The sequence below is a fragment of the uncultured Pseudophaeobacter sp. genome (assembly GCA_905479575.1).
GTDB lineage: Bacteria > Pseudomonadota > Alphaproteobacteria > Rhodobacterales > Rhodobacteraceae > Pseudophaeobacter.
The window spans coordinates 1-24,609 of the sequence record CAJQNB010000069.1 but is presented as its reverse complement, the minus strand read 5'-3'; the positions used below and the strand labels follow the sequence as shown (position 1 = coordinate 24,609).

27 protein-coding genes and 1 pseudogene are annotated in these 24,609 nt (G+C 60.4%); 11 read left to right on the top strand and 17 right to left on the bottom strand.

What is annotated here, in order from left to right; genetic code table 11:
* Nucleotides 1-3: 3 nt before the first annotated feature.
* The 6 genes from QZ268_RS16745 to QZ268_RS16720 all read right to left on the bottom strand — a co-directional run bounded on the left by QZ268_RS16745 (nt 4) and on the right by QZ268_RS16720 (nt 5,614).
* Nucleotides 4-960 carry a calcium/sodium antiporter gene (locus tag QZ268_RS16745; RefSeq protein ID WP_295454843.1) on the bottom strand — a complete coding sequence of 319 codons (957 nt, stop codon included), beginning with the start codon at nt 958-960 and terminating at the stop codon, nt 4-6.
* A gap of 171 nt (nt 961-1,131) precedes the next feature.
* On the bottom strand, nt 1,132-1,929 hold the full coding sequence (locus QZ268_RS16740) for a S49 family peptidase (protein ID WP_295454842.1): 798 nt from the start codon (nt 1,927-1,929) through the stop codon (nt 1,132-1,134).
* A 183-nt stretch (nt 1,930-2,112) separates the two neighbouring features.
* A complete protein-coding gene (locus QZ268_RS16735) occupies nt 2,113-2,874 on the bottom strand; it encodes an ABC transporter permease (RefSeq protein ID WP_295454840.1) in 762 nt (253 codons plus the stop codon).
* Complete coding sequence (locus QZ268_RS16730) at nt 2,871-3,800, bottom strand: ABC transporter ATP-binding protein (protein WP_295454838.1); 930 nt, start codon at nt 3,798-3,800, stop codon at nt 2,871-2,873. Before QZ268_RS16730 ends, QZ268_RS16735 begins: the two co-directional genes overlap by 4 nt.
* Nucleotides 3,801-3,988: 188 nt before the next feature.
* Nucleotides 3,989-4,504 (bottom strand): carbon monoxide dehydrogenase subunit G, encoded by a 516-nt coding sequence (locus QZ268_RS16725; protein ID WP_295454836.1) that lies wholly within the window; start codon nt 4,502-4,504, stop codon nt 3,989-3,991.
* Between the two features lie 156 nt (nt 4,505-4,660).
* Nucleotides 4,661-5,614 carry an alpha/beta fold hydrolase gene (locus QZ268_RS16720; protein WP_295454834.1) on the bottom strand — a complete coding sequence of 318 codons (954 nt, stop codon included), beginning with the start codon at nt 5,612-5,614 and terminating at the stop codon, nt 4,661-4,663.
* Nucleotides 5,615-5,773: 159 nt separating this feature from the next.
* On the opposite strand from QZ268_RS16720, the gene QZ268_RS16715 reads away from it, so the two are divergent.
* Complete coding sequence (locus QZ268_RS16715) at nt 5,774-6,295, top strand: helix-turn-helix domain-containing protein (RefSeq protein ID WP_295454832.1); 522 nt, start codon at nt 5,774-5,776, stop codon at nt 6,293-6,295.
* Nucleotides 6,296-6,475: 180 nt separating this feature from the next.
* Here the strand turns inward: QZ268_RS16715 and QZ268_RS16710 are convergent, their stop codons facing one another.
* Nucleotides 6,476-7,354: a crotonase/enoyl-CoA hydratase family protein gene (locus QZ268_RS16710; protein WP_295454830.1), complete on the bottom strand. Its 879-nt coding sequence runs from the start codon at nt 7,352-7,354 to the stop codon at nt 6,476-6,478.
* Nucleotides 7,355-7,464: 110 nt separating this feature from the next.
* Nucleotides 7,465-8,646 (bottom strand): 4-hydroxybenzoate 3-monooxygenase, encoded by a 1,182-nt coding sequence (gene pobA / locus QZ268_RS16705; RefSeq protein WP_295454829.1) that lies wholly within the window; start codon nt 8,644-8,646, stop codon nt 7,465-7,467.
* A gap of 118 nt (nt 8,647-8,764) precedes the next feature.
* Between pobA and QZ268_RS16700 the strand changes: the two genes are divergently transcribed.
* The gene (locus tag QZ268_RS16700; protein ID WP_295454827.1) at nt 8,765-9,622 is read left to right on the top strand and encodes a helix-turn-helix domain-containing protein; all 858 of its coding nucleotides are present in this window, start codon (nt 8,765-8,767) and stop codon (nt 9,620-9,622) included.
* A 31-nt stretch (nt 9,623-9,653) separates the two neighbouring features.
* Here the strand turns inward: QZ268_RS16700 and QZ268_RS16695 are convergent, their stop codons facing one another.
* A complete protein-coding gene (locus QZ268_RS16695; protein WP_295454825.1) occupies nt 9,654-10,271 on the bottom strand; it encodes a TetR/AcrR family transcriptional regulator in 618 nt (205 codons plus the stop codon).
* Between the two features lie 219 nt (nt 10,272-10,490).
* Between QZ268_RS16695 and QZ268_RS16690 the strand changes: the two genes are divergently transcribed.
* The 6 genes from QZ268_RS16690 (at nt 10,491) to QZ268_RS16665 (ending at nt 15,859) form a co-directional block, all read left to right on the top strand.
* Entirely contained in the window at nt 10,491-11,675 is a 1,185-nt protein-coding gene (locus QZ268_RS16690; RefSeq protein ID WP_295454824.1) for a lipid-transfer protein, read from the top strand.
* Between the two features lie 10 nt (nt 11,676-11,685).
* Nucleotides 11,686-12,132, top strand: coding sequence for a MaoC family dehydratase N-terminal domain-containing protein (locus QZ268_RS16685; RefSeq protein ID WP_295454822.1), 447 nt, complete (start codon nt 11,686-11,688; stop codon nt 12,130-12,132).
* Complete coding sequence (locus QZ268_RS16680; RefSeq protein ID WP_295454820.1) at nt 12,129-12,551, top strand: MaoC family dehydratase; 423 nt, start codon at nt 12,129-12,131, stop codon at nt 12,549-12,551. Before QZ268_RS16685 ends, QZ268_RS16680 begins: the two co-directional genes overlap by 4 nt.
* A 117-nt stretch (nt 12,552-12,668) precedes the next feature.
* On the top strand, nt 12,669-13,508 hold the full coding sequence (locus tag QZ268_RS16675) for an SDR family NAD(P)-dependent oxidoreductase (protein ID WP_295454818.1): 840 nt from the start codon (nt 12,669-12,671) through the stop codon (nt 13,506-13,508).
* 81 nt (nt 13,509-13,589) lie between these two features.
* A complete protein-coding gene (locus QZ268_RS16670) occupies nt 13,590-14,696 on the top strand; it encodes a CaiB/BaiF CoA-transferase family protein (protein ID WP_295454817.1) in 1,107 nt (368 codons plus the stop codon).
* A 5-nt stretch (nt 14,697-14,701) separates the two neighbouring features.
* Entirely contained in the window at nt 14,702-15,859 is a 1,158-nt protein-coding gene (locus QZ268_RS16665) for an acyl-CoA dehydrogenase family protein (RefSeq protein ID WP_295454816.1), read from the top strand.
* 128 nt (nt 15,860-15,987) lie between these two features.
* Here the strand turns inward: QZ268_RS16665 and QZ268_RS16660 are convergent, their stop codons facing one another.
* The 3 genes from QZ268_RS16660 to hemE all read right to left on the bottom strand — a co-directional run bounded on the left by QZ268_RS16660 (nt 15,988) and on the right by hemE (nt 17,887).
* Entirely contained in the window at nt 15,988-16,152 is a 165-nt protein-coding gene (locus QZ268_RS16660) for a hypothetical protein (protein WP_295454814.1), read from the bottom strand.
* Between the two features lie 168 nt (nt 16,153-16,320).
* Nucleotides 16,321-16,863 carry a GNAT family N-acetyltransferase gene (locus QZ268_RS16655; RefSeq protein ID WP_295454813.1) on the bottom strand — a complete coding sequence of 181 codons (543 nt, stop codon included), beginning with the start codon at nt 16,861-16,863 and terminating at the stop codon, nt 16,321-16,323.
* Nucleotides 16,853-17,887 (bottom strand): uroporphyrinogen decarboxylase, encoded by a 1,035-nt coding sequence (gene hemE / locus QZ268_RS16650; protein WP_295454811.1) that lies wholly within the window; start codon nt 17,885-17,887, stop codon nt 16,853-16,855. The genes QZ268_RS16655 and hemE overlap by 11 nt, the downstream gene beginning before the upstream one ends.
* Before the next feature lie 121 nt (nt 17,888-18,008).
* On the opposite strand from hemE, the gene hemC reads away from it, so the two are divergent.
* Together hemC and QZ268_RS16640 are read left to right on the top strand one after the other, a co-directional pair.
* Complete coding sequence (gene hemC, locus QZ268_RS16645) at nt 18,009-18,968, top strand: hydroxymethylbilane synthase (RefSeq protein ID WP_295454809.1); 960 nt, start codon at nt 18,009-18,011, stop codon at nt 18,966-18,968.
* Nucleotides 18,969-19,092: 124 nt separating this feature from the next.
* Nucleotides 19,093-20,037 (top strand): fatty acid desaturase family protein, encoded by a 945-nt coding sequence (locus QZ268_RS16640; protein ID WP_295454807.1) that lies wholly within the window; start codon nt 19,093-19,095, stop codon nt 20,035-20,037.
* Here QZ268_RS16640 and QZ268_RS16635 read toward each other — a convergent pair.
* The 5 genes from QZ268_RS16635 to clpS all read right to left on the bottom strand — a co-directional run bounded on the left by QZ268_RS16635 (nt 20,034) and on the right by clpS (nt 24,261).
* On the bottom strand, nt 20,034-20,816 hold the full coding sequence (locus QZ268_RS16635) for a GH25 family lysozyme (protein ID WP_295454805.1): 783 nt from the start codon (nt 20,814-20,816) through the stop codon (nt 20,034-20,036). The genes QZ268_RS16640 and QZ268_RS16635 overlap by 4 nt on opposite strands.
* Before the next feature lie 176 nt (nt 20,817-20,992).
* Nucleotides 20,993-21,898 (bottom strand): oxygen-dependent coproporphyrinogen oxidase, encoded by a 906-nt coding sequence (gene hemF / locus QZ268_RS16630; RefSeq protein WP_295454804.1) that lies wholly within the window; start codon nt 21,896-21,898, stop codon nt 20,993-20,995.
* Between the two features lie 59 nt (nt 21,899-21,957).
* On the bottom strand, nt 21,958-22,761 hold the full coding sequence (locus QZ268_RS16625; protein ID WP_295454802.1) for an SDR family oxidoreductase: 804 nt from the start codon (nt 22,759-22,761) through the stop codon (nt 21,958-21,960).
* 105 nt (nt 22,762-22,866) lie between these two features.
* A complete protein-coding gene (locus QZ268_RS16620) occupies nt 22,867-23,868 on the bottom strand; it encodes a class I SAM-dependent methyltransferase (RefSeq protein ID WP_295454800.1) in 1,002 nt (333 codons plus the stop codon).
* 24 nt (nt 23,869-23,892) lie between these two features.
* Nucleotides 23,893-24,261 carry an ATP-dependent Clp protease adapter ClpS gene (gene clpS, locus QZ268_RS16615; RefSeq protein ID WP_295454798.1) on the bottom strand — a complete coding sequence of 123 codons (369 nt, stop codon included), beginning with the start codon at nt 24,259-24,261 and terminating at the stop codon, nt 23,893-23,895.
* Between the two features lie 75 nt (nt 24,262-24,336).
* Between clpS and QZ268_RS16610 the strand changes: the two are divergent.
* A pseudogene (locus tag QZ268_RS16610) lies at nt 24,337-24,609 on the top strand (HAD family hydrolase); the annotation flags it as partial.

The following is a 24,609-nucleotide window of genomic DNA, read 5'->3' as shown; positions in this document are numbered from 1 at the left end:
CGATCAAAACAGCACCAGGATATATCCGATGTAAAGCCCCGTCAGGCCAAAGCCCCAAAGTCGGGTGATGTTCTTTTTGAAGAACACAAAAGGGAAGATCAGCAGCGAGGCACCAAGCATGACCCAAAGGTCAAAGCGCAGGAATTCAGGATCCACGGTGATCGGTCCGATCAGGGTGGCAATGCCGATGATGGCCAACAGGTTGAACATATTGGAGCCGATGACATTGCCCAGCGCCACATCCGCCTGTTTGCGCAGGGTTGCCATAACCGTGGTGGCGAGTTCGGGCAGCGAGGTCCCAATGGCAACCAGGGTCAGGCCAATGACCGGCTCGCTGACTTGGTACATGCGGGCGATGATCGTGGCATGATCCACCAAAAGATCCGCGCCCAGCGGCAGGCCGATCAGGCCCAGCCCAAGAAAGATCGCAATCTTCCAGACCGGCATGCTGGGGTCGGCTTCTTCCAGCCCCTCCAGCGGTTCATCCTCGTCGCCGCTGCAACAGTTTTTTCGATGGCTGCGTGCATCGCGAAAGGCATCGCCCAGAAACAGCGCCAGGGCCGTTAGCAGGATCAACCCAGACCAGATCGTCAGGGTGCCACACATCGACAGACCAATGAACAAGACAGAGGCCAGAAGCATCAGCACATAGCTTTTGCGGCTGTCACATTGGCTGGTATGCAGAGTGGCTAGGATGGCAGGAATGCCCAGAACCATCAGAATGTTGGCGGTATTGGAGCCCACCACATTGCCCATTGCAATGCCATCGGCGTTTTCTGCAACCGCTTTGATCGCGATCAGCAGCTCAGGCGCAGAGGTGCCAAAGGCCACAATCGTCAGGCTGACGATCAAGGCAGGCACCCCAAGGCGCAGCGATAGGTTCACCGCACCACGTACCAGTGCATCCCCAGCCAAAAGCAGGATCACCAGACCCAACCCACAAAGCAGCCACGGCATCATTTGCGCGGTCCTTTTAACTTGCAGCCACAGGGGCCTTTGCCAATCTTGAACCGCCCACAAGAGGAGCAGCGCGCGGATTGCAGTCTTTTTTGCCCGGGAAAGGTAAACTTTCCGAACATAGCCAGCACCGCTATGACCACCAAAAACAGGGTTACAATCTTAAAAATCACTTCACAGCCCAAAACGCGCGAAATCCGCACGCTCCTCGATGCCCGCGACGACATCTTTGGCCAGTTCGATACCAAACCGGCTCAGGAAGGGTTTTTTGACGCCGTAGCGCCGCAGCTTCACCTTGTCGCCAAAGCGCGCCATCAATGTCGGCTTGATATGGCCGATCCCATCGATCAAGCCCAGCTCAGCGGCCCGTTTGGCCAGCCAGATCTCGCCGGTGAACAGCTTATGACTGCCGTCGAGCTTATCGCCACGCCGGTCGGTGACGTGATCGATGAAATTGTCATGTATATCGCCCAGCAAGCCCTTGAGACGGGCAACGTCTTCCGGGTCTTCTGCCTGAAACGGGTCGAGCATGGATTTGCTTTCGCCTGCGGTATAGACCCGGCGCTCAACCCCATGTCGGTTGAGCAGCTCCTGGGCGCCAAAGCCCGCAGAGATCACCCCAATAGAGCCCACAATCGAGCTGGCATCGGCCCAGATCTCATCCGCTGCAACCGCCAGCCAATAGCCCCCCGAGGCCGCGACATCCTCGACAAAGGCAAAGACAGGGACGTCCTTTTCCTCTGCCAGGCGCCGAATGCGCGCGCCAATCAGCGAGCTTTGCACCGGCGAGCCACCGGGAGAGTTGATCTCCAACGCCACAGCGTCTGGCTTGCCCTTGCTAAAGGCCGCTTCCAGCACCGGCGCCAGCGACGCATCGTTCAGGGCGCCACGCCCGGCCATGCCAATGGCCCCGGACAGGCGCACAACAGAGACGAGGGGCGGTTTTTTCAAAAAGGGTAAGCGCAACATCATTGCGCCGATGTAGATCGCCGTAGGGGGTGAAACAAGGGAGGCGCCGATACAAAACCTGTTCCGGTCAAAATCCGGGGGTGTCTGTGTATATTTGCAACGCTCCCGGCCCAGGCCGGAAGCCTTTGCTTAATTGTCAGTCTTTTTATTTGCATTTCCTACCGTTAGGCCAATCCGGCACAGCACTCAGGAGCGGATACGCCAGCCGGTCTTGAAGATCCACCAGATCACCCCAAGGCAAAGCGCTGTAAACAGGCCAATTGCCATCAGGCTGGAACCCACCGGCACATCCGAGGTGCCAAAGAAGGACCAGCGAAAGCCGGAAATCAGATAGACCACCGGGTTGAACATGGTAATTTTCTGCCAGATCGGTGGCAGCATGGAGATCGAATAAAACGATCCCCCCAGGAAAACCAGCGGCGTCACGATCAGCAGCGGCACCAGCTGCAACTGCTCAAAATTCTTTGCCCAGATGCCGATGATAAACCCCATCAGCGCAAAGCTGAGGCAGGTCAGCACCAGAAACACCACCATGGCAAAGGGGTGGGCGATTGAGATATCCACAAACAGGGTTGAGGTGGCCAGGATGACAACGCCAATGAACAAGGCCTTGGTTGCCGCCGCGCCCACATATCCCAGCACGATCTCCAGAAAATTTATCGGCGCTGACAACAGCTCGTAAATCGTGCCGATAAACTTGGGGAAATAGATGCCAAACGAGGCGTTGGAAATACTCTGCGTCATCACACTGAGCATGATCAGGCCGGGGACAATAAAGGCGCCGTAGGCGATGCCATCCACCTGATCAATGCGGCTGCCAATGGCGGCACCAAAGACCACAAAATACAAGGATGTCGACAGCACAGGCGACAGAAAGCTCTGGAACAAAGTGCGGAAGAACCGTGTCATTTCAAAGCGGTATATTGACCAGATAGCTGTCCAGTTCATGACTTCTCTCCTGACACGAGGCCGACAAAAATATCTTCAAGGCTGGATTGCCGGGTGGAGACATCCGCCAACACCAGGCCAGCACTGGCCACATCGTTCAACAGCGCGGTGATGCCGGTGCGGTCGGCCTTGGTGTCATAGGTGTAAATCAGCGCATCACCTGCCTCACTCAGCGCCAGGTCATGCTGTGCCAGGCTGGCGGGGACCTCGGTGATTGGCGCGGAAAGGTGCACGCAGAGCTGCTTTTTGCCCAGCTGCGCCATCAACTCGTCCTTGTCTTTGACCAACAGAATCTGGCCATCGGCAATCACCCCGACGCGGTCGGCAATTGCCTCGGCCTCTTCGATGTAATGGGTGGTCAGGATGATGGTCACACCGTTGCCTTTCAGCTCCCGCACCACGTCCCACATGTCTTTGCGCAGCTCGACATCAACCCCCGCGGTGGGTTCATCCAGGAACAAAACCCGCGGTTCATGGGCCAGCGCCTTGGCGATCAGCACCCGCCGTTTCATGCCGCCGGACAGCTCTTTGACCTGGGCGTTGCGCTTATCCCAGAGCGACAGCTTTTTCAGGATGTCTTCGATCAGCGGCTCATTGCGGGGCTTGCCAAACAGGCCGCGCGAAAACCGCACCGAGTTGATCACCTTTTCAAAGGGTTCGAGATTGATCTCCTGCGGTACCAGCCCGATGAGCGCGCGGGCGGCGCGAAAGTCGGTCAGGATACAATGTCCTCCCACCTTCACGGACCCAGAGGTGGGGGTGGTGATCCCGCAAACGGTCGAGATCAACGTGGTCTTGCCAGCGCCATTTGGCCCCAGCAGGGCAAGGATTTCACCCTCATCAATATCCAACGAAACCCCTTTGAGCGCTTCAAAGCCGCCCTCATAAGATTTGCGCAGATCGGAAATGGTCAGGATCGCCGCCATGGGACCTCCCTTGATCAAAAGGCTTCAATTCTGCTGCACCCTACCCAGCGCAAGAGGCCACGACCAGTAAGCGGGAGCACAAAGACATGCGCAGACATATGTGCGCCTGCGCAGAGATATTTTTCACCGCAGCCCTTGGCAGGCCTGCGGGCAAACTGCCGGGGTGGTCAGCGGAGCTGGTTTGCGGGTTAATTCCCGGTGATCTTTTTGAACCAACCCTTTTTCTCCTCACCCTCGCCCGCATCCTCTTCGGCCTCGGCCTCTTCGGGGGCAAGATGGGTCTGCAGGTTGACAAAGAACTGATCCGCCATCTTTTTGGCAAAACCATCAATGATCCGGCTGCCCAGCTGCGCCAGCTTGCCGCCGACCTTGGCCTCGACCTCGTAGGACAACAGGGTGCCGGTCTCAGAGGGGGTCAGGCTGACCACCGCGCCGCCCTTGGCAAAGCCAGCCGCGCCGCCCTTGCCCTCGCCGGTGATGGTGAGCTTTTCGTTCTCGATCAGATCCGACAGGGTGACCTGGCCTTTGAAGGTGGCTTTGACCGGGCCGACCTTCTGCGTCACCGAGGCCTCGAAGCCCTCTTCGACACTGCCGTTCACCTCTTGGGCGCCGGGGACGCAGGCCTTCAGAACCTCCGGGTTCAGCAGGGCCGCGTAGACCTCGGCGGGGGGGGCGGCAATCTCTTTGCTGTCACTCATCTGCATGGCGGGGGCCTCCTTTGGGCGGGTGAGCGGGCCTGGCCAACCCTTGCGGTGCGCCTCTGCCTCTCTGCCTCGTGGTTTGTCTCTGCCTCTAGACCTAACCGACCCACGGGGCCGCTGCCAAGATGCAAGCCGTCAGCTGCCGCATTCAGCTGGCGGCTAACGCGGCGTAGCCACGCCCAAATGGGCAACCACCGAGGCAATCACCGCCGCGTCCCGCAGCAGGCGGTTATGGCCCAGCCCGTCACTCACCTCCAGCCGCGCAGCCTTCCAGACCTGCGCCAGATCTTCGACCTCCTGCAGGGGGATTATCCGATCCCCGCTATCGTGCAGGATCAAGGTCGGCAAGGTCAGCTGCGGGGTGAGCGTTGCGGCCTTTAGCGCCGAAATCGGCAGGCCATAGCGTGCTTCCACCCGGCTTTGCGCTCGTTTTGCCACGCTGGCAGAAAAGCCAAGCTGGCTGGCCAGACGCTGGATAAAGCTTTCCAGATCCGGCATCGGCGCCAAAAGCGCCACCCTGTCAGCCTGCATCCCCCGCGTGAGCGCCGCAATCACCGCCGCCGCGCCGTTGGAATGCGCCACAACCCCGGCCAGCGGGCCAAGCCGGGCGGCGACCTGCTGCGTCACCTCCAACATTTCCGGCAGCGAACTGCGGCTTCCAGCCGCCGCCCCATGGGCCGGGGCATCAAAGGCAATCACCCGATATCCGGCCGCCACCAAGGGCGCCGCAAAACCGCCCATCTGTCCGGCGCGACCACCAAAGCCGTGCACCAGCAGTACCGTCGGCAGTGGTGCTTCGTCGCGCACACCCGCCAAGGGCCGCGCGTCGCGCCATTCATAGAGCGGCACCAGGGTGCCGTCGGTCAATTTCAAAGGGGTGGCCGTCGCCTGAAGCAACCAGTCCCGTTCCCGGCGCGGCAGTTTTTGCCGCTGGGGCCGGGTAAACAAATAGGCAAACACGGCGGAGGCCAACCCAGGGCTGACCCGGCTGAGCGCCCCCGTGCTGAGGTGAAACCATTTAGGAGCACGCGCTTGGCGCGGCTTGGATTTCGCGGCGGCTGCTGGTTGCGCTGTGGCGCTGACCTTTGGGCGGGCAGTTGAAGTCGTGACCATCTGGCGGCCTCCTCGAAGTTTCTGTGCCGGACTGTGCCAGACCGTGCTGGCCCGGCGCTGCGTGCCCGGTATGACACGCGAATCGGATATGAGTTCTAATTTGGAACTCATTATCGGTTCCAATTGAGAACTCTGTCAATCCGTGCTAAGGTTCCGCCCATGAAATGGCATGATCTCACTGGTGACACCTGTCCGCTTGCCCGCGCTATGGGGGTGGTTGGGGATCGTTGGACCCTGCTCATCCTACGGGAATGTTTCCTAGGGGTGCGCCGGTTCGATGTTTTCCAGAAACGTCTGGGCGTGACCCGGCATCTGCTGGCCGAACGGCTAAAGCGGCTGGAGGCCATGGGGGTTCTGGAACGGCGCCCCTATCAAGAACGCCCCCTGCGCCATGAATATCGCCTGACCGCCTCTGGAAAAGAGTTTGCCCCGGTGCTGCTGGCGATGCAGGACTGGGCCCAGCACAACCTGCCCAGCCAGGAGCCCGCTCCCTTTACCTTTGTCACCCGCGACACCGGTGCCCAAGTGGACCCGGTTTTGACCGATAAGAACACGGGCCAGGAGCTGAACCACAAAACGGTTCTGATGGTCCTCTCCGAGGCTGCACCAGACGAAACGATTCAGGCACCAGCCTCAGATCCAGCCCCAGATCCAGTCTCAGATACCGGAACCGAACATTAGGACTGCGCCTCAGTTCAGGACTGGACCTGCAGGTTTCTGAGCCTCACCCCAAGGGGATAAAAGAGCGTGCCCTGCCGCATCTCTGGAGTTGGCTGGCACGCCCTTTTGAGGGGGGCTTGGTTCGTGAAAGACCCCCGACTGGTTGCAGGCTTGACGGATGATCTGCTCAGGCGCGGGGCCCTAGCGGTTTCCCTTTGGGATTTCCTCGTTTGTGGTCCAGTCAAAGGTTCCCTCGTCGCGCTCGCGCACCGCTTGTTTCCAGCCCATCTCTTCGGAGCGCGCCTTGAAGTTCAGCCCTTCAGGTGAATGCCGTGTAATACCGTCAAAGATCGTCGCCAGCCGCTGGGTCTGCATCAGGCCGGTCTGCTCAACCGCCTGATTGATAACCAGTTTCTGCATCGCCAGTTGATTGATCGGCACCGTGGACATGCGCGATGCCATGGCCTCGACCGCATCCTCCAGCTCGGCCTGCGGCACCGCCTGCATCACCAACCCGATGTCCGCTGCTTCGCGCCCTGAGATCTTGTCGCCGGTGAACAACATGCGTTTGGCGCGCTCTGCCCCCAGCCGATAGACCCACATTGCCGTGGTTGGGCAGCCCCAAACCCGGGTCGGCATGTAGCCGATCTGCGCCTCCTCTGCCATGATGGTCATATCCGCACAAAGCGCGATATCGGATCCGCCAGCCACCGCTGCACCATGCACCTTGCACAAAACAGGTTTCACCGCCCGCCACAGGGACATGAAGTGCTGGGTGTTCTCCCACATGAAACGGTAGTCCTTGATCGGGTCCCAAGGCATCTCTTGTGTCGCGGCCCCTGATCCATTGCCTTCGGCATAAAAGGTCAGGTCATAGCCGGCACAAAAGGCCTCGCCCGCGCCCGACAGCACCATGACATGGACGCCGGGATCGGCATCGGCCCGCGCCACCGCTGCCGCCAGATCTTTGGGCAGCTGATCATTGATGGCATTCATCACCTCTGGCCGGTTGAGCGTGATCCGCGCAATCCGGCCAGTCTTTTCGTAGGCAACTGTTTTTTCATGAGTAACTGTCGACATGTCTCTCTCCCTTGTTTGCAAACAGGAGAGCATGCTCTTTGCCATCTGGCTAGACTGATTAGGCCGGGACGCTACCCGGCCTACGTGGCGTCACTGCATATGGGGCGCCCTTAGTAAGGCAAGCCCACGTAGTTTTCCGCCATCGAGGCCTGCGCCGCCTCGGAGGAGAACAGATAGTCCAGGTCGGCGCATTGCAGCCGCAGGTCCGCCTCGCTCATATCCGGGAAACGGTGCAGCAGGTTGGTCATCCACCAGCTAAACCGCTCGGCCTTCCAGACCCGCGCCAGGGCTTTTTCCGAATAGCCTTCCAGTCCGGCACTGTCGCCGTTTTTGTAGTGATCCAGAAACCCGTGATAAAGATAGTAGATATCAGACGCCGCCGAGTTCAGCCCCTTGGCCCCGGTTGGCGGCACGATATGCGCCGCATCCCCAGCGAGAAACAACTGACCATAGCGCATCGGCTCTGCCACAAAGCTGCGCAGCGGCGCGATGGATTTCTCAATCGAGGCACCAGTTTGCAGCCCCTCGGCAACCTCTTTGGGCAGGCGCGCCTTCAGCTCTGTCCAGAAGGCCTCATCCGACCAGTCTTCGACCTTATCGGTCAGCGGCACCTGAATGTAATAGCGGCTCAGGACCTGGCTGCGCATGGAACACAGCGCAAAGCCACGCTCATGGCGGGCATAGACCAGCTCGGGCGAGGCGGGTTTGGTTTCGGACAAAACACCAAGCCAGCCAAAGGGATAAACCTTTTCATATTCGCGCAGCACATCCGCCGGGATCGACTTGCGGCTGACCCCGTGAAATCCATCGGCGCCAATGACAAAGTCACAGTCAATGCGGTGCTCTGACCCGTCTTTTTCATAGGTTACATAAGGGGTTTGCGATTTCAGATCATGGGGCTGCACCTTGTCGGCCTGATGAATGACACTGCCCCCCATGGCATCGCGCGCCGCGTACAGATCGCGCGTCACCTCGGTCTGGCCATAGACCATCACCGTGGCACCATCCGCAGAGCCCGCCAGATCAATGCGGTCCATCCGCCCCTGATGCGCCAGATAGACCCCGTGATGTTCTTCGCCCTCGGCCTCCATACGTGCGGCGCAGCCGGCTTCACGCATCAGCTCGACAAAACCATGTTCAAGCACCCCGGCGCGAATACGCCCCAGCACATAGTCCCGCGTCTGCCGCTCCAGTACCACGGTATCAATGCCCTGACGGTGCAAAAGCTGTGACAAAAGCAGCCCCGAAGGCCCGCCGCCAATGATGGCAACCTGAGTGGTTGTTTGCGACATGAACACGTCTCCCTAAACATGCGGGGCTGGAGTTTGCCCGTGGATCTGCCATCTAATATGCATTGAGAAAATTACTTTGCGAATGGACTGACTGCGCAACTTCTTGTACATTTCACACATGCCCCATGCCTCCCACATCAGCAGCTACAACCTGTTTGGCGAAACCGAAGAACTGGCAGATGTGCTCCATGTCGAGACCATTCGCTCGCGCTCGGCCCTGCATGACTGGCAGCTAAAGGCCCATCGCCACGCCCGGCTGCACCAGCTTTTATTCCTAACAGAGGGCAATGGCGTGGCCGAGATCGACGGCAAAACCCAGGCGATTCCAACCGCCAGTTTTGTCAATATTCCGCGCGGCGTGGTACATGGCTATGACTTTGCGCCAGAAACCCACGGCTGGGTGGTAACGCTGACCTCTGACCTGCTGGACCACTGCATCCAGGCCAGCGAAGGGGTGCGGGCACCGCTGGAACGGCCTGCAATCCTGCCGCTGCCCGGGGAGTTGGGCGAGTTGGCCGAACATCTGTTTGATGAATACCACCGACAGGATTTTGCCCGCGCCCAGGTGCTGCGCTCCTTGGCGGGCGCCCTGATCGCCCTGGCCGCCCGCGCCATTTTTGAGGCGGATAGCGCCAATCAGCATCGGGCGGGCAACCAGCTGTTCACCCGGTTTGAGGAAATGATCGAACGGGATTTTCGCACCCGCCGCCCCCTGGCCGGTTATGCCCGCGATCTGGCGATCTCTCCCACCCATCTAAACCGGATCACCCATCAATCTGCCGGACAGTCAGCCTCGCAACTGATCAACGACCGCATGCTGCGCGAGGCGCGCCGGATGCTGATCTATACCAATCTGACCGCAGCGCAGATCGCCTATGATCTGGGGTTTTCCGACCCGGCGCATTTCAGCCGGGTCTTTACCAAGGGCACCGGCACGCCGCCGAAACTGTTTCGCAAAAAGGTCAGCGAGGCCTAGCGCAGGGCTTTTCAACCAGGGGCAGGACCCCTTAATTCTGCGCCGTCATCCCAGACAGGACCAGCTGCAGAATTTGCTCTGCGATCTCACCCTGCGGCACCGGATCAGGCACCCGGTTCCAATGGGGGATCCAATTCAAGGCGCCAAAGACCGCCGCCGCCACCAAGCGTGCATCGCAGGGGCGCAGGCTGCCCTCGGTCACCCCCTGGGTGATCAGGCTGCGCAGGTGAAAATCCACCTCGGCCTTGCTGGCGCGCAACGCGTGGCGGCGCTCTGGCGACAGGCTGTGTTCACGGACCATAGCAAGTGTCGCGCCCAGATCGGTGGAAACCCAGGCACAATAGCCCCGGATCAACAGGGCGATACGATCCACCACCGGCAGGGCTGCATCCTGGCTCTGCTGCATGGTTTCGCGCAGAAATTCCAACCCCAGCAGGTGGCAGCCAAACAGGATGTCCTCTTTGCTGTGCACATAATAGTAGATCGTGCGTTTGGTGATACTGAGCACCGCCGCAATATCCTCCAGCGAGGTTTGCTCATAGCCTTGATCGTTGAACAGGCAGGCGCCGGCCTGCAGCACCGCTTGCCGCTTGGCCTCTCGCTGGGCGTCACGGCTCGCCCCGGGTTTGATCCAGCTGTTATTGCCCATATTGCCGTTCTGCTCTCAACACATTGACCAAAATGCCACCGCCTGCCCGACCAGTTTTCCCAGAGAACGCCAGCTGAAAGCCAGGTGACGCCCGGTAATTACACTCATCAGTTACATGAAACTTGACCTCTTGCCCAGCCCCGGCAAACAGTACGCAAGAAGCAAAATTGCGTCGGTGCGCAACACCTGCGTCCAAAGCATCAGCAAGGAGAGAGACCAATGTCATCAGAGGTACTGGTTGCCGGAGTGGGCATGACCAAGTTTGCCAAACCCGGTCAAAACGCCCCCTATACCGAAATGGGAGCCGCCGCACTGCGCGACGCGCTCGCCGATGCAGGCCTGCCCTATGACGCGGTCGAACAGGCCTATGCGGGCTATGTCTACGGGGACAGCACCTGTGGTCAGGCCGTGCTATACAAGGTGGGCATGACCGGCATTCCGGTGATGAATGTGAACAACAACTGCTCGACCGGTTCGACCGCTCTGTTCATGGCGCGCCAGGCGGTGCAGTCCGGCGCGGTAGATGTGGCGCTGGCGCTGGGGTTTGAACATATGCAGCCCGGCGCTCTGACCTCCCATTGGGACGACCGCCCCAGCCCCTTTGATGCCTTCGATTCGGAGACCGACGATCTGGTTGGCCGCCCCGAAATTCCGCTGGCGCTGCGCTATTTTGGCGGCGCCGGTAAATCCCACATGGAGAAACACGGCTCCTCCCTGACCGATCTGGCCCGCATTCGTGCCAAGGCCAGCCGCCACGCGGTGAACAACCCGCTGGCGCTGTTCCGGCAGGAATTGTCGCCCCAGGACGTGCTGGACAGCCCGATGATCTGGGAGGGCGTGATGACCCGGCTGATGGCCTGCCCGCCCACCTGTGGCGCCGCCGCTGCCATCGTGGTGAGCGAGTCTTACGCCAAAAAACACGGGCTCAATCAGGCGGTGCGTATCAAAGGTCAGGCGATGACCACCGACTATGCCTCGACCTTTGAGGCCCATGACATGATGCAGCTGGTGGGCTACGACATGACCGCCGCCGCCGCCAAACAGGTACAGGAACAGACCGGCATCAGCATCGACGACGTGGATGTGGTCGAGCTGCACGACTGTTTTGCCCATAACGAGATGATCACCTACGAGGGACTGGGCCTTTGCCCCGAAGGCGGTGCGTCCAAGTTCATCGCCGATGGCGACAACACCTACGGCGGTAAATATGTGACCAACCCCTCAGGCGGGCTCCTGTCCAAGGGCCATCCCCTGGGCGCCACCGGTCTGGCGCAGTGTTACGAGCTGACCCGGCAATTGCGTGGCACTGCCGGTCCTACTCAGGTCGCGGGCGCACGCACCGCCCTGCAGCATAATCTTGGTCTGGGTGGTGCCTGTGTCGTCACCCTGTACCAGGCAGCCTGAGGAGAACCACATGATCGACAGATCCTTCATTGGCCGCAGCTTTCCGCCGCTGCATGTAGATGTAGAGCCCTTTCAACTGCGCGCCTTTGCCCGCGCCACCGGCCAGCGTGACCCGATCTATTGGGACGAGGAGGCAGCACGGGCCGCAGGCTATCGCGCCCTGCCCGCGCCGTTGACCTTTTTGTTCACCCTGGATCAGGACCGCGAGGACCGGTTCTATTTCATTAACGCCATGGGCATTGAGCTGGGCCATGTGCTGCACGGCGAACAGGCCTTTACCTATGGCGCGCCGATCTGCGCCGGGGACCGCGTGACCCTCACCTGCACCTGCATGGACATCTACGACAAAAAGGGCGGCGCTATGGAGTTTGTTATCCTGAAAACCCAAGCCACAAACCAACTGGGCGAAGACCTGGGCGGCATGACCGGCACCATTGTTGTGAGGGATCCAAAATGAGCGCATTTGCACAGGGCGTAACCTATGCAGGGGTAGACGTGGGCGATAGCCTGCCCGCCGTGACCTCGAAACCCATCAGCCGCACCACCCTGGCGCTGTTTGCCGGCGCCTCTGGTGATCACAACCCGATCCATATCGACATTGATTTTGCCAAGGCCGCAGGCGTGCCGGATGTCTTTGCTCATGGCATGTTGGGCATGGCCTATCTGGGCCACCTGCTGACCGCCTGGGTGCCACAGCGCGCGGTACGGGAATTTTCCACCAGGTTTGTCTCAATCACCCAGGTCCATGCGGTGGTGACCTGCACCGGCCGGGTGGTGGAGAAACGCGAAGGCAATCTGGTCGCCCTGGAGATCCAGGCCGCAGATCAGCATGGCGACGTAAAACTGGCAGGCAAAGCCGTGGTGGAGCTGCCCTAGCGATAGCTGCAGCCCGTCCGCGGATGCAAGCGAAGCGCCCGCCCATGGGGGCGGAGGGGCGCTACCCGGCCACAGGCCGGGTGGGCCTTCAACTGAGAATGAACTGGAACTTGAACTATGACCGAACTCACAGGCAAACTCGCAGGCAAAACCGCCTATGTCACCGGCGCCGGACGCGGTATTGGCCGCTCCATCGCGCTGAAACTGGCGGAAGATGGTGCCAATGTGGTGCTCAACGACCTAGATGCGGAGCCCGCACAGGAGGTAGTGGCAGAGATTGAGGCCATGGGCGGCAAGGCGCTGGCCGTTGCGGGATCAGTCACCGCGCCCGGCTTTGCCGATGGTTTCATCCAGGCAGGCATCGACAGGTTTGGCGGCGTCGATGTGATCGTCAACAATGCCGGCTACACCTGGGATGGTTTCATCGGCAAGATGAGCGACGAACAGTTCGACGCCATGATTGATGTGCACCTGAAAGCACCGTTTCAGATCATGCGCGCGGCAGCCCCCTTTATTGCCGAACAGGTGGCGCAAGAGACCGCAGAAGGGCGCGAGGTATTTCGCAAGGTGGTGAATATCTCCTCCATTTCCGGCACCGGCGGCAATGCGGGCCAGGCCAATTACTCAGCTGCCAAATCCGGCGTCATCGGGCTGACCAAAACCATGGCCAAGGAATGGGGGCGCTTCAAAGTAAACGTCAACGCCGTGGCCTTTGGCATGATCTCCACCCGGTTGACCGAAGCCACCGATGAAAAGAAATCCATTGAGGTCGAAGGCAACAAAGTTGCCATCGGCATCCCCAAGAAGCTGGTGCAGGGCATGGAAATGATGATCCCACTGGGGCGCGCTGGCACCGCCGAAGAGGCCGCCGGTGGCGTCTATCTCTTCTGCATTCCCGAAAGCAACTATGTCTCGGGGCAGACACTAATCGTCGGCGGTGGCTACGGCGGCTTCTAAACAGCCAGCCGGGGGAGGGGCTGACAGCGGCGCCTCCCCCCACATAGCCCGGCGAAAAACAGACCCAACAGGGAGGGCAGGATGCTCCAAGGGACACGCATTATCGAAGTGGAAGGCCTCGGCCCTGGCCCCTTTGCCGCCATGTGGCTGGCCGATATGGGCGCCGATGTGATCTGCGTCCATCGCAAGGGCGGTGGTGTCACCCCCGGCATGCCAGAACGCTCGGTGCTGGATCGGGGCAAGCGCTCTATTGCGCTGGACCTGAAAGACCCGGAGGACATCAAGACCTTCCTTGCCCTTGTGGCCACCGCAGACGGGCTGATCGAAGGGTTTCGCCCCGGTGTGATGGAACGCTTGGGCATCGGCCCCGAGGCCTGCCAGGCGGTGAACCCCGCGCTGGTCTTTGGCCGCATGACCGGCTGGGGTCAGGACAGTGCCCTGTCTGAGACAGCGGGGCACGATCTGAACTATATCTCGCTTTCCGGCGCGCTTTGGTATGCGTCTAACCCCGGCGACGCCCCCCTGACACCCGCCACGCTGGTCGGTGATATTGGCGGCGGTGCGATGTATCTGGTGGGTGGCATGCTGGCCGGGCTGTTGCGGGCAAAAACCAGCGGTGCCGGCACGGTGGTTGACGCCGCGATCTACGATGGCTCTGCCCATATGATGAACCTCTTGATGAGCATCCGCCAGGCCGGGGGCTTTGGCGAGACACGCGGGCAGAACCTGCTGGATGGCCCCCATTGGAGCCGTTCTTATGCCTGCGCCGATGGCGGCTATATGACGGTGCAATGTCTGGAACCCAAATTCTACACCCAGTTTCTGGCCCTGCTGGAGCTCAGCGAGGACGCCGATTTTAAACAGCAGTTCGACAGCAACACATGGCCCGTCCTGACCGCACGGCTGGCCGGGATCTTTGCCGCCCAGCCCCGCGCCCATTGGGCGGCGCTGTTTGACGGCACCGATGCCTGCGTTGCCCCGGTCCTGAGCCCCGATGAGGCCCTGCACCATCCGATGAATGCCCGTGGTGCTTGGGTGGAACATGACGGCGTGCTGCAGGCCGCCCCCGCCCCCCGCTTTGCTGATGCCTCCGCCGGGCCGCAGGCGGCCTGGGCTCCGGCAGCCAGCCCTGAACGCGGGGCGCACAGCGCTGAAATTCTCGCCGAACTTGGCCTCAACAAGGATTGATCCACATGACTGCCCATATCTCACCCTGGATGAATGACGAGCTCACCATGTTGCAGGAGTCCTTGCGCGGCTTTTACGCCAAGGAAATGGTCCCACATGAGGACCGCTGGCAACAACAGGGCCATATCGACCGCGACTTCTGGAACAAGGCCGGGGATTTTGGCATTCTCTGCGCCTCGGTGCCGGAGGAATACGGCGGCATGGGCGGGGATTTTCGCCATGAGGCTGTGATTGCCACCGAACAATTCCGCGCCGCGGGGTTTTCAGGGTTTGGCAATTCGGTGCACAGCCAGATCTGCGCGGGCTATATTCTTAACTATGGCTCTGAGGCGCAGAAAAAGCGCTGGCTGCCCAAAATGGCCAGCGGCGAAATGGTCTGCGCCATTGCCATGACAGAGCCCGGCACCGGATCGGATCTGCAAAACATCAAGACCACAGCCCGGCTGGAGGGCAACGAATATGTGGTCAACGGCTCCAAGACCTTTATCACCAATGGCCAACAGGCGGACCTGATCATCGTGGTGGCCAAAACCGACCCGAGCCTCGGCTCCAAAGGTATTTCGCTGATCGTGGTCGAGGCCGCCGAAGCGCCGGGGTTTGCCCGCGGGCGCAATCTGGAAAAACTGGGCCTCAAAAGCCAGGACACCTCGGAGCTGTTCTTTGACAATGTGCGGGTGCCACCGGAGAACCTGCTGGGCGAGACTGAGGGCCAGGGGTTTTATCAGCTGATGAAATCCCTGCCACAGGAGCGTCTGGTGGTCGCACTGGGCGGCGCTGCCGCGATGGAAAAGGCGCTGGAGGAAACGGTTGCCTATACAGCCGAGCGCATCGCCTTTGGCAAGCCGCTGCTGGAGATGCAAAACACCCGTTTCAAACTGGCCGAGGTCAAGACCATTGCCCATATTGCGCGGGTGTTTCTGGATGACTGCGTTGCCAAACATCTGCGCGGTGAACTGGATGCCACCACTGCCTCGATGGCGAAATGGTGGGTGACGCAGATGCAATGCGACACCATCGATGAATGCCTGCAACTGTTTGGCGGCTATGGCTATATGTCGGAGTATCCGATTTCGACCATGTATGCCGATGCCAGGGTGCAAAAGATCTATGGGGGATCAAACGAGATCATGAAGGAACTGATTGCCCGCAGCTTGACCGCCTGATCACCACCTCAGCGGCGACCTGGGTGACGACCTGCGTGACGACCTGGCGCAAGTGGAGCAAGGCCCCCTCCCCCGGGTGATGCGCCGAGTGATGCGTGGGGGGGGAGGCAGGCTCAAAGGCAGGCACTTCAGCCTTTGGCTTTGGCCTCAGCTGCGGCTTTCATCCGAGCCAGCAGCGCCGATTTGTCCGCCGTCTTGTCATAGGGATTTTTGCGGCTGCCCTTGGCGTTATGCTCGGCGTGGCGCGGAGCATTGCTGCCCTTTTTGGGGTTTCCGGTTTTTCCGTAGTCCATGGGGCTGCTTTCATATCAGATCATATACGGGATCGTATCTGTGGCGCTGATGCACCAAACCCCGGGTGTTTGCAAGGCAGGCGCGCCAAACGGGGCTCTGCCCCTCTTGGCCTAAAGGCCAATTCACCCCGAGGTATTTCAAGTAAGATGAAAAACGAAGGCCGGTGGTTACCGGGCCTTGGGGCAATAGGTCAGCAATGTGTTGGGGTAGCTCTGGGAGCCGAGGCAAAAGGCGGTCTCGCCGGTGATTTCAAATCCCATGCGCTGGTAAAAGCCGATTGCAGCGGTATTTTCTGAATTGGTGGTGAGCCAGGGCGCCGGCGCTTTTAGATCAGCGCAGCACTGCAAACCAGCCTGCAGCAGCGCCTGTCCCAGCCCCCGGCCATGATGGCGCGGCTGAACATAAAGGGTTGCGATCTCAACCGCCGAACCGAGGCCTGCAGGTGGTGATTGCCCCTCTGAGATGCGGATAAAGCCGTCGATACCCTCAACATTCTGCGAGACGATGAATGTCTCGCTCTTTTGCTGCAGCAGAGATTGGAACCGGGCGGGTGTCAGTTCAGAAAAGACGTAGTCAGCAAACAGGCTGTTCACCCCATGGCGCAGGTAGGTGCTGAGCCAGACCTCGATCGACAAAGCCGCCAGGCTCGACGCGTCGTCAAGACGCGCCGGGCGCAGAGACAGGCCATCTGGGCTGGGATCAGCCGCCACGGACCGTATCGATCATCAGCTGCACATTGTCCGGGTCCGCATCCGGGGTGATACCATGGCCCAGGTTGAAGATATGGGGACCGTTCTTGAACGCCTGCACAATGGCGCGGGTTTCATCCACCAGATCCTGACCACCGGTCACCATATGGCGCGAGGCCAGGTTGCCCTGCACGCAGCCATCCACCTGCAAGTTCTGCGCCGCCCAAAGCGGATCAACCGAGTTGTCCAGTGCCAGGCAGTCAATCCCGGTTTCCTTGGCAAAGCCTAGGTATTTTTCGCCCGCTTCCCGTGGAAAGCCGATGACAGGGATGCCGGGGTGGCGCTGCTTCAGCGCTGCGGTGATTTCGCGGCAGGGCTGAAGCGCATATTTGCGGAAATCGTCCCCTTTCAGCGAGCCTGCCCAGCTGTCAAAGATTTTGACCACTTCGGCACCGGCCTCGATCTGTTTTGACAGGTAGTCGATGGTTGCTTCGGTGATGCGGGCCAACAGCGCCTCAAACAGGGGACGGTTTTCCTGTTTCAGGGCATGGGCCGGTCCCTGATCCGGGGTGCCGCGCCCGGCAATCATATAGGTGGCCACAGTCCAGGGCGCCCCGGCAAAGCCAATGAGCGTTGTTTCACTGGGCAATTCCCGCGACAGGATTTTCACCGTCTCATAGATCGGGTTCAGGGTTTCGTGGATGTCCGACACCGGGCCCAGTTTGGCAAAATCCGCCTCGGTGGTGATGGTCGACAGGCGCGGGCCTTCGCCGGTGACAAACCACAGATCGGCGCCCAGCGCCTGGGGGATCAGCAGGATATCGGCAAACAGGATCGCAGCGTCAAATCCGTAGCGGCGGATTGGCTGCAGGGTGACCTCAGCCGCGAGTTCGGGATTGTAGCAGAGCTTGAGAAAATCCCCGGCCTGGGCACGGGTGGCGCGGTATTCCGGCAGGTAGCGGCCCGCCTGGCGCATCATCCAGATCGGTGGCACGTCCTGTGTTTCCCCTGCCAATGCGCGCAGAATTTTCTTTTGTTCAGCCATGTCACCCTCGATTTCGCCTGCTCGTTTACGTCGCCCATGAGGTCGACCCAAAGCGGCAAATTGTCAAGGGTAGCCTGTGCAGTGCTTGCAACGGCAAATCGCCGCTACTAAAGGTTCTTACATGACACAGAACCTGCCCTCCCCCGCTTCTCCGCTGAAAATTGGCACCCGTGGTTCGCCGCTGGCGCTGGCCCAGGCCTATGAGACCCGCCGCCGTCTGGCGGAGGCTTTTGATCTGGCCCCTGAGGCCTTTGATATTGTGGTGATCAAGACCAGTGGTGACAACCAGGCTTTGATCGCAGCGGACAAGCCGCTCAAGGAGCTGGGTGGCAAGGGGCTGTTCACCAAGGAAATCGAAGAGGATCTGTTGTCGGGCGCCATCGATATCGCGGTGCACTCGATGAAGGATATGCCGGTGGCCCAGCCTGCGGGGCTGCTGCTGGATTGCTATCTGCCGCGCGAAGATGTGCGCGACGCCTTTGTGTCGCCCAAGTTTTCCCGGCTGCAGGATCTGGAGCCCGGCGCTGTTGTTGGCACCTCGTCGCTGCGCCGCCGTGCGCAATTGATGAACCGCCGCCCGGACCTGCAGGTGGTGGAGTTTCGCGGCAATGTGCAGACCCGACTGAAAAAGCTGAACGAAGGGGTCGCCGAATGCACCTTTCTGGCGATGGCCGGGCTGAACCGGCTAGCGATGGCGGATGTGCCAGCCACCGCGATCGAAACCACTGACATGCTGCCTGCTGTGGCGCAGGGCGCAATTGGCATTGAGCGGCGGGGCGATGACAGCCGTGTGGCCGCGATGCTTGAGGCGATCCATGATGTCACCACTGGCCAGCGGCTGGCGGCAGAGCGCGCCTTTCTGGCCGCGCTGGATGGATCCTGCGAGACGCCCATTGCCGGCCTGGCTGAGCTAGACGGCGGCAGCCTGCGGCTGCGCGGCGAGGTGCTGCGCCCCGATGGCTCCGAAGCGATTGCCGATGCACAGACCTGTGCAATCGAGGACGGCGCTGACCTGGGGCGCGACATGGCGGCAAAATTGCTGGCCACAGCCGGTCCCGGATTTTTTGACTGGCGTCAGTAGCGCCCTAGCCCCGCAGCCACAGCTCCTGCAAAGTGCCGCCACGACATACGCAAAAGTATGACGTGGCGCCCCATTTGACCGCCTCCCCTGATACAGGCGATCCTGTGATCAGGAGGAGCACATCATGACACCCGGAAAATCCTATCTCAGCAGCGACGAGATCCGTCCCCTGGCCGAACGGTCCGATGCCATGGGCCTGTGGCTGGTGCTGCATTGCTGGGGGGTGATCGCCTGCGCGCTGGCGCTGTTTGCGCTCTGGCCCAATCCGCTGACCTTTGTGCTTGCTGTCATGGTGATCGGTTCGCGCCAATTGGGATTGGCCATCCTGATGCATGAGGCGGCGCATAACGCCCTGTTCAAGAGCCGCAAATGGAATGACATCATTGGCGAATGGCTATGCGGGCGGCCGATTCTGGCCGAGCTTGCCGCCTATCGCCATTACCACCTGACCCATCATCGCTTTACCCAGACCGACAAAGACCCGGATCTGAAGCTCAGCGCCAAGTTCCCCACCTCCAAAGCCTCGCTGAAACGCAAATTCACCCGCGACCTGACCGGCCAGACCGGCGGTAAACAGCTGCTGGGCCAAATCCTGATGAGCTTTCGCCTGGCGGGCGACGATGACGCCATCGAGGCGGCGGCTTCGGATTTTGCCCAGAGCTTTAAGGCGCCGCATCTGTGGAAATCCCTGCCGGTGTTTATTGGCGTCGCGGTGGTGATGAGCCTGATTGGCGACTGGTGGTGGGGGCTGGCCTTTTGGTTGCTGCCCTATCTCACCTGGTTTCAGTTTGTGCTGCGGGTGCGCAATATCGCCGAACACGGCGCGGTGGAGCAGTCGCAGAACCCGCTGCAAAACGTGCGCACCACCAAGGCAGGCCCCATCGCCCGGCTGTTTGTGGCGCCCTATTGGGTCAACTACCATCTGGAACATCACATGGTGATGCATGTGCCCTGCTGGCAGTTGAAATCCATGCACAAGGCGCTGCTGGACAAGGGTATCGGCCCGGATATGCGCATCGCCTCCGGCTATGGTCAGGCGCTGGCCGAGGCCGGCTGGAAACGCGCCTAGAGCTGCCCCGACCAGCGCAGCCAGGATTCGGGGCTGTCGTGGAAGACGTTCAGATCCACATCCCCCTGAATACCCGGAACCACACCGGTGCCGGTATATTGCCACAACCGCCAAAAGGCGCCGGGGTAGACCTGTCGGGGATGTCCGGCGACCGAACGCAACCAGAATTCGGTGCCATGCAAACGGCCAATGCCAGTTTCGCGATAAAAATCCACTGTAGTATAGATCACCGGACGCTGACCGTAATGGGCCTCAAGCAGGGACAGGAATTTGCGCGCCTCAGCCCGCACCACCCGGCCATCGGGGCGTTTGGTACAGGTGCGCGAGTGTGGGTTCCATTCCATATCCAGCACCGGCGGCAGGGCATTGGCATCACGCGGCACATGTTTGATAAACCAGCGCGCCTGCTGTTCTGCGGGGCGGCAGAAATAGAAATAGTGATAGGCGCCACGCGGCACTCCGGCCCGCGCCGCTCCACGCCAGTTGTTGCTAAAGGCTGGATCGGCGACATCGCCGCCTTCGGTGGCCTTTAGATAGGCAAAGGACACCCCGGCCCGCCGCACCTGCGGCCAGTCGATTTCTCCCTGATAGCGCGACACATCAATCCCGTGGATCGCATAGCTGTTGGGGCCGCGCCCGCTCCATTCATGGGGATCGCTGTCGCCAAAGCGCGGATAGGTGCTGAGCTGCGCCAGCTGTGCCTCTGACGGGCGTTGCGTCGGGGCTGCATGTGCCTCGGGGGGAGGCGGGGCCTTGGGGCTGCAACTCGCCAGAACCATACTCGCCAAAACACCTAAAAACCTGCTGTGCATCTCAAACCCTAAACCCAAACACAAAAGAACCGGCGCCTGTGCAGCCGGTTCTTTTAGTCTCTATCGAAGAGCGCTGTTTTCCTAGGGCAAAGCCGCACGTCACCTGAAATGAGCGCAAGATCGCAGGCCGCCAGACAGCATGCTTAGACCCATTTGGCCAGGGGTGGCAGGCTCATCAGTACCGCATTGGCATCATGGCCGGTTTCCAAACCAAACTTGGTGCCGCGATCATAAACCAGATTGTATTCCGCATAGAGCCCCCGGTGCACCAACTGCGCGTCCTTGTCAGCCTCCGAGAAGTCCTGCACCCGGCGCTTGTCCACCAGCGGCAGATAGGCCGGCAGGAAGGCGCGGCCAATATCCTGGGTCAGCGCAAAATCCGCAGCCCAGTCACCCGTGTTGTGATCATCCATAAAGATACCGCCAACGCCGCGCGCCCGGTTGCGGTGGGGGATATAGAAATACTCATCCGCCCATTCCTTGAGCCGGGGATACAGATCGGCGCCATGGGGGGCGAGATGGGTCTTCTGAGTGGCGTGGAAATGCGCGGTGTCATCCTCGTATTCGATGCAGGGGTTCAGATCCGAACCACCGCCAAACCACCAGGCATGGGGTGTCCAGAACATCCGCGTGTTCATATGCACCGCCGGCGCATGGGGGTTGCGCATATGCGCCACCAGGGAAATCCCCGAGGCCCAAAAGCGCGGATCTTCACGCATCCCCGGCAGGCCCTTGCGCGCCGCCATGGCATTCTGCGCCCGCTCGCCCAGAGTGCCGTAGACCTCTGAAATATTGACGCCGACCTTTTCAAACACCCGACCGCCGCGCATCACGCTCATCAAGCCGCCCCCGGCGTCAGAGCCATCCGCAGAGGCCCGCGTGGTTTCAGAGACCTCAAACCGGCCAGGTTCCTGATCCGCAAAAGGCCCGCTGTCATGGCGGTCTTCCAGCGCCTCAAAGGCGGCGACAATTTCATCGCGCAGCTGGCGGAACCAGGCGGCGGCCTGGGCTTTTTCTTCGGTCATTTCGGTCGGGAGGGCGGCGGTCATCACGGGATCTTTCTGCTTGGGAGCTTGGCCGGGTCAGGGCGGATACGGAAACGGCTGAGTTAGTGAACCGGCGCCGCAACGGGATCGAGCAGGGTGCGGCCCCCATCCAGGGTCAAGATCTGGCCGGTCATAAACCCAGCGGCATCAGAGGCCAGAAACTGCGCCGTTTCGGTCAGCTCGGTCGGGGAAGCAATCCGGCCCAGAGGCGTGTGTTCTTCGATGTCCTGACGGTAGCTGCGGTTGTCCTTGAGCGTGGAGCGCATTGAGGCGCTCATCACCGATCCAAAGGCAATGGAGTTCACCCGGATACGATGTGGCGACAGGGAGACCGACAGCGACCGCGTCAGCTGGTCCAGCGCCGCCGAGGCGACAGAATAGGCCATCAGCTCGGGGTGGGTGCGCCGCGCCGCAATGGAAGAGAGATTGACGATTGCCCCCAGTGGAGCCCCCGCGTCGCGGCTCTCGCCCTGTTTGATCATTCGGCGCGCCACCTGTTGCGACAGGCGCAGCGTCGGCAGCAGGTTCTCGGTCAACAACATCTCCAGCGATTCGTCGTTGGGATCCAAGGGATCGCTTTGCACCACCTGGCGCGCCCCGTTCACCAGGATGTCGATGTCATCAAAGGCGTCGATTGTCGCTGACAACAGATTGGCAATGGTCAACCGTTCACGCAAATTGCCGGCAAAGTAGCGAATATTGCTCTCGTCCGCCTGCTCGCCCAGCTCGCGCAGCAGTGCCGCCTCGTTGGTATCCGCAAACATGACATTGGCTCCGGCGGCCACAAACTGACGGCCAATGGCCAGACCAATACCTGACGAAGCACCGGTGACGATGGCAGTCTTGCCAGCGATGGAAAAGGACATGCGAGGCATACTCCTGTGGTTTGATTTTGGCTGCGAGCCTACCCCCCGCGCCCCCTTTTGGAAACGGCGAATGTGGACCGCGCGCGGGAAGTCAGAGGGAAGATATCAGCCTTTGGCGCGCCGTGGGCGTTGGGCATGCAGGACCTTGAACCGGTTGTTCCCCGCAACTTCGCTTACGGCGGCAAAACGCTCTCCCAGCAGGGTCTCGTAGGGCAGGTGCCGGTTGGCCACCATCCACAGATGCCCCGAGGCCACCAGCATATTGGCCGCAGCCGAGATAAAGGCCTGGCCCAGCTCTGGCTCGGCACTGCGCCCCGCATGAAAGGGCGGGTTCATCACCACCGTGTTGACCTGCTCTGGGGCCTGCCATTTGCGCGCATCGGCCCAGTGAAACTGCGCCCGTGCATCCGCAACATTCTGCCGGGCACAGCCCAGCGCCACATGGTCGGCCTCAACCAGATGCAGATGCTCGACCCCTGCGCGGGTCAGGATCTGCGCCGCCAAATAGCCCCAGCCCGCACCAAGATCAGCCACCCGGCGACCCAGTTTTTCTGGCAGACACTCCGCCAGAAGCTGTGAGGCCGGATCAATGCCATCGGCAGAAAACACCCCCGGCGCGGTGACAAAACCGTCGACCGGGATGCCGTCAGCCGCGATCCAGTCGCTGAGCGCATTGTTTCCGCCCTGGAACCAGAAAATCTTACCATGTGCCTTTGACACCGGCGCCGATGTTTCGGTGAGTTTACGCAAGGCCTTGAGGACCGAATCGATCCCATCCGTTTTGGCCCCATCCACCAGCACCGGGCCTGTGGTCACAGCCGCCGCCTGGGCCACCAGTTGGCGGGCCTCGGCCTTGGCCCGCGGCAAGAACACCACCGCAGCGGCAAAGCGCTCTGGCGCGGGAAGATCCGCCACCTCGGGCAGACAGGTAAAACCAGCCGCCTCATAGGCTTCAAAATCTGGCCGCAGGCGCTGCAGGATCAGCACCCGGTCTTTGGGCAGGGCAGTGAGATCCACGCCAGCACGTGGCGCAAAGACGGCGATGCGCCCCTCTTGGGGCATGACACAGCCACCCGGTTCTAAGGCCAGGGACAGGCGCAGGGACATAGCATAGCCTCTTATATGTTGATATTATTCTTCTTTTTCCATCGTGCATTGCAGCGGATGCTGATGACGATTGGCAAAATCCATCACCTGACCAACCTTGGTCTCGGCGACTTCATGGGTAAACACTCCAACCACCGCAACACCTTTTTTGTGCACGGTGAGCATGATTTCAAAGGACTGCGCATGGGTCATGCCAAAGAACCGCTCCAGCACCAGCACGACAAATTCCATTGGCGTGTAGTCGTCATTGAGCAACAGCACCTTGTAGCGCGGTGGGCGCTGTGTCTTTGGGCGAGTCTTGGTCAGCAGACCCAGATCGGTATCATCGTCATCCGAGAACTCGGACATCATCACAGGCAGCAGCGGCATCAGCTTAGTGTTCCAGTCATGCATGGAAATCTATATCCCGCTTATATAGCGTAATGACGGCTCAGGAAAAGGGGCAGGAAAAGGGATTAACGCAGCAACATGACAGGCAATTTAACAACCATAGGCTTTGATGCCGACGACACGCTTTGGCAGAACGAACGCTTTTTTGCGCTGACGCAGGATCATTTTGCGGCCCTTTTGCGCGACCATACAAACAGGGATCACCTGATGGACAGGTTGCTGGAGGCAGAGCGACGAAACATCCCGCATTATGGGTTCGGGATCAAAGGGTTCACCCTGTCGATGATCGAAACAGCAATAGAAGTGACAGATGGACACGTCCCGGCACGGGTGATCGCCGAGATATTGGAT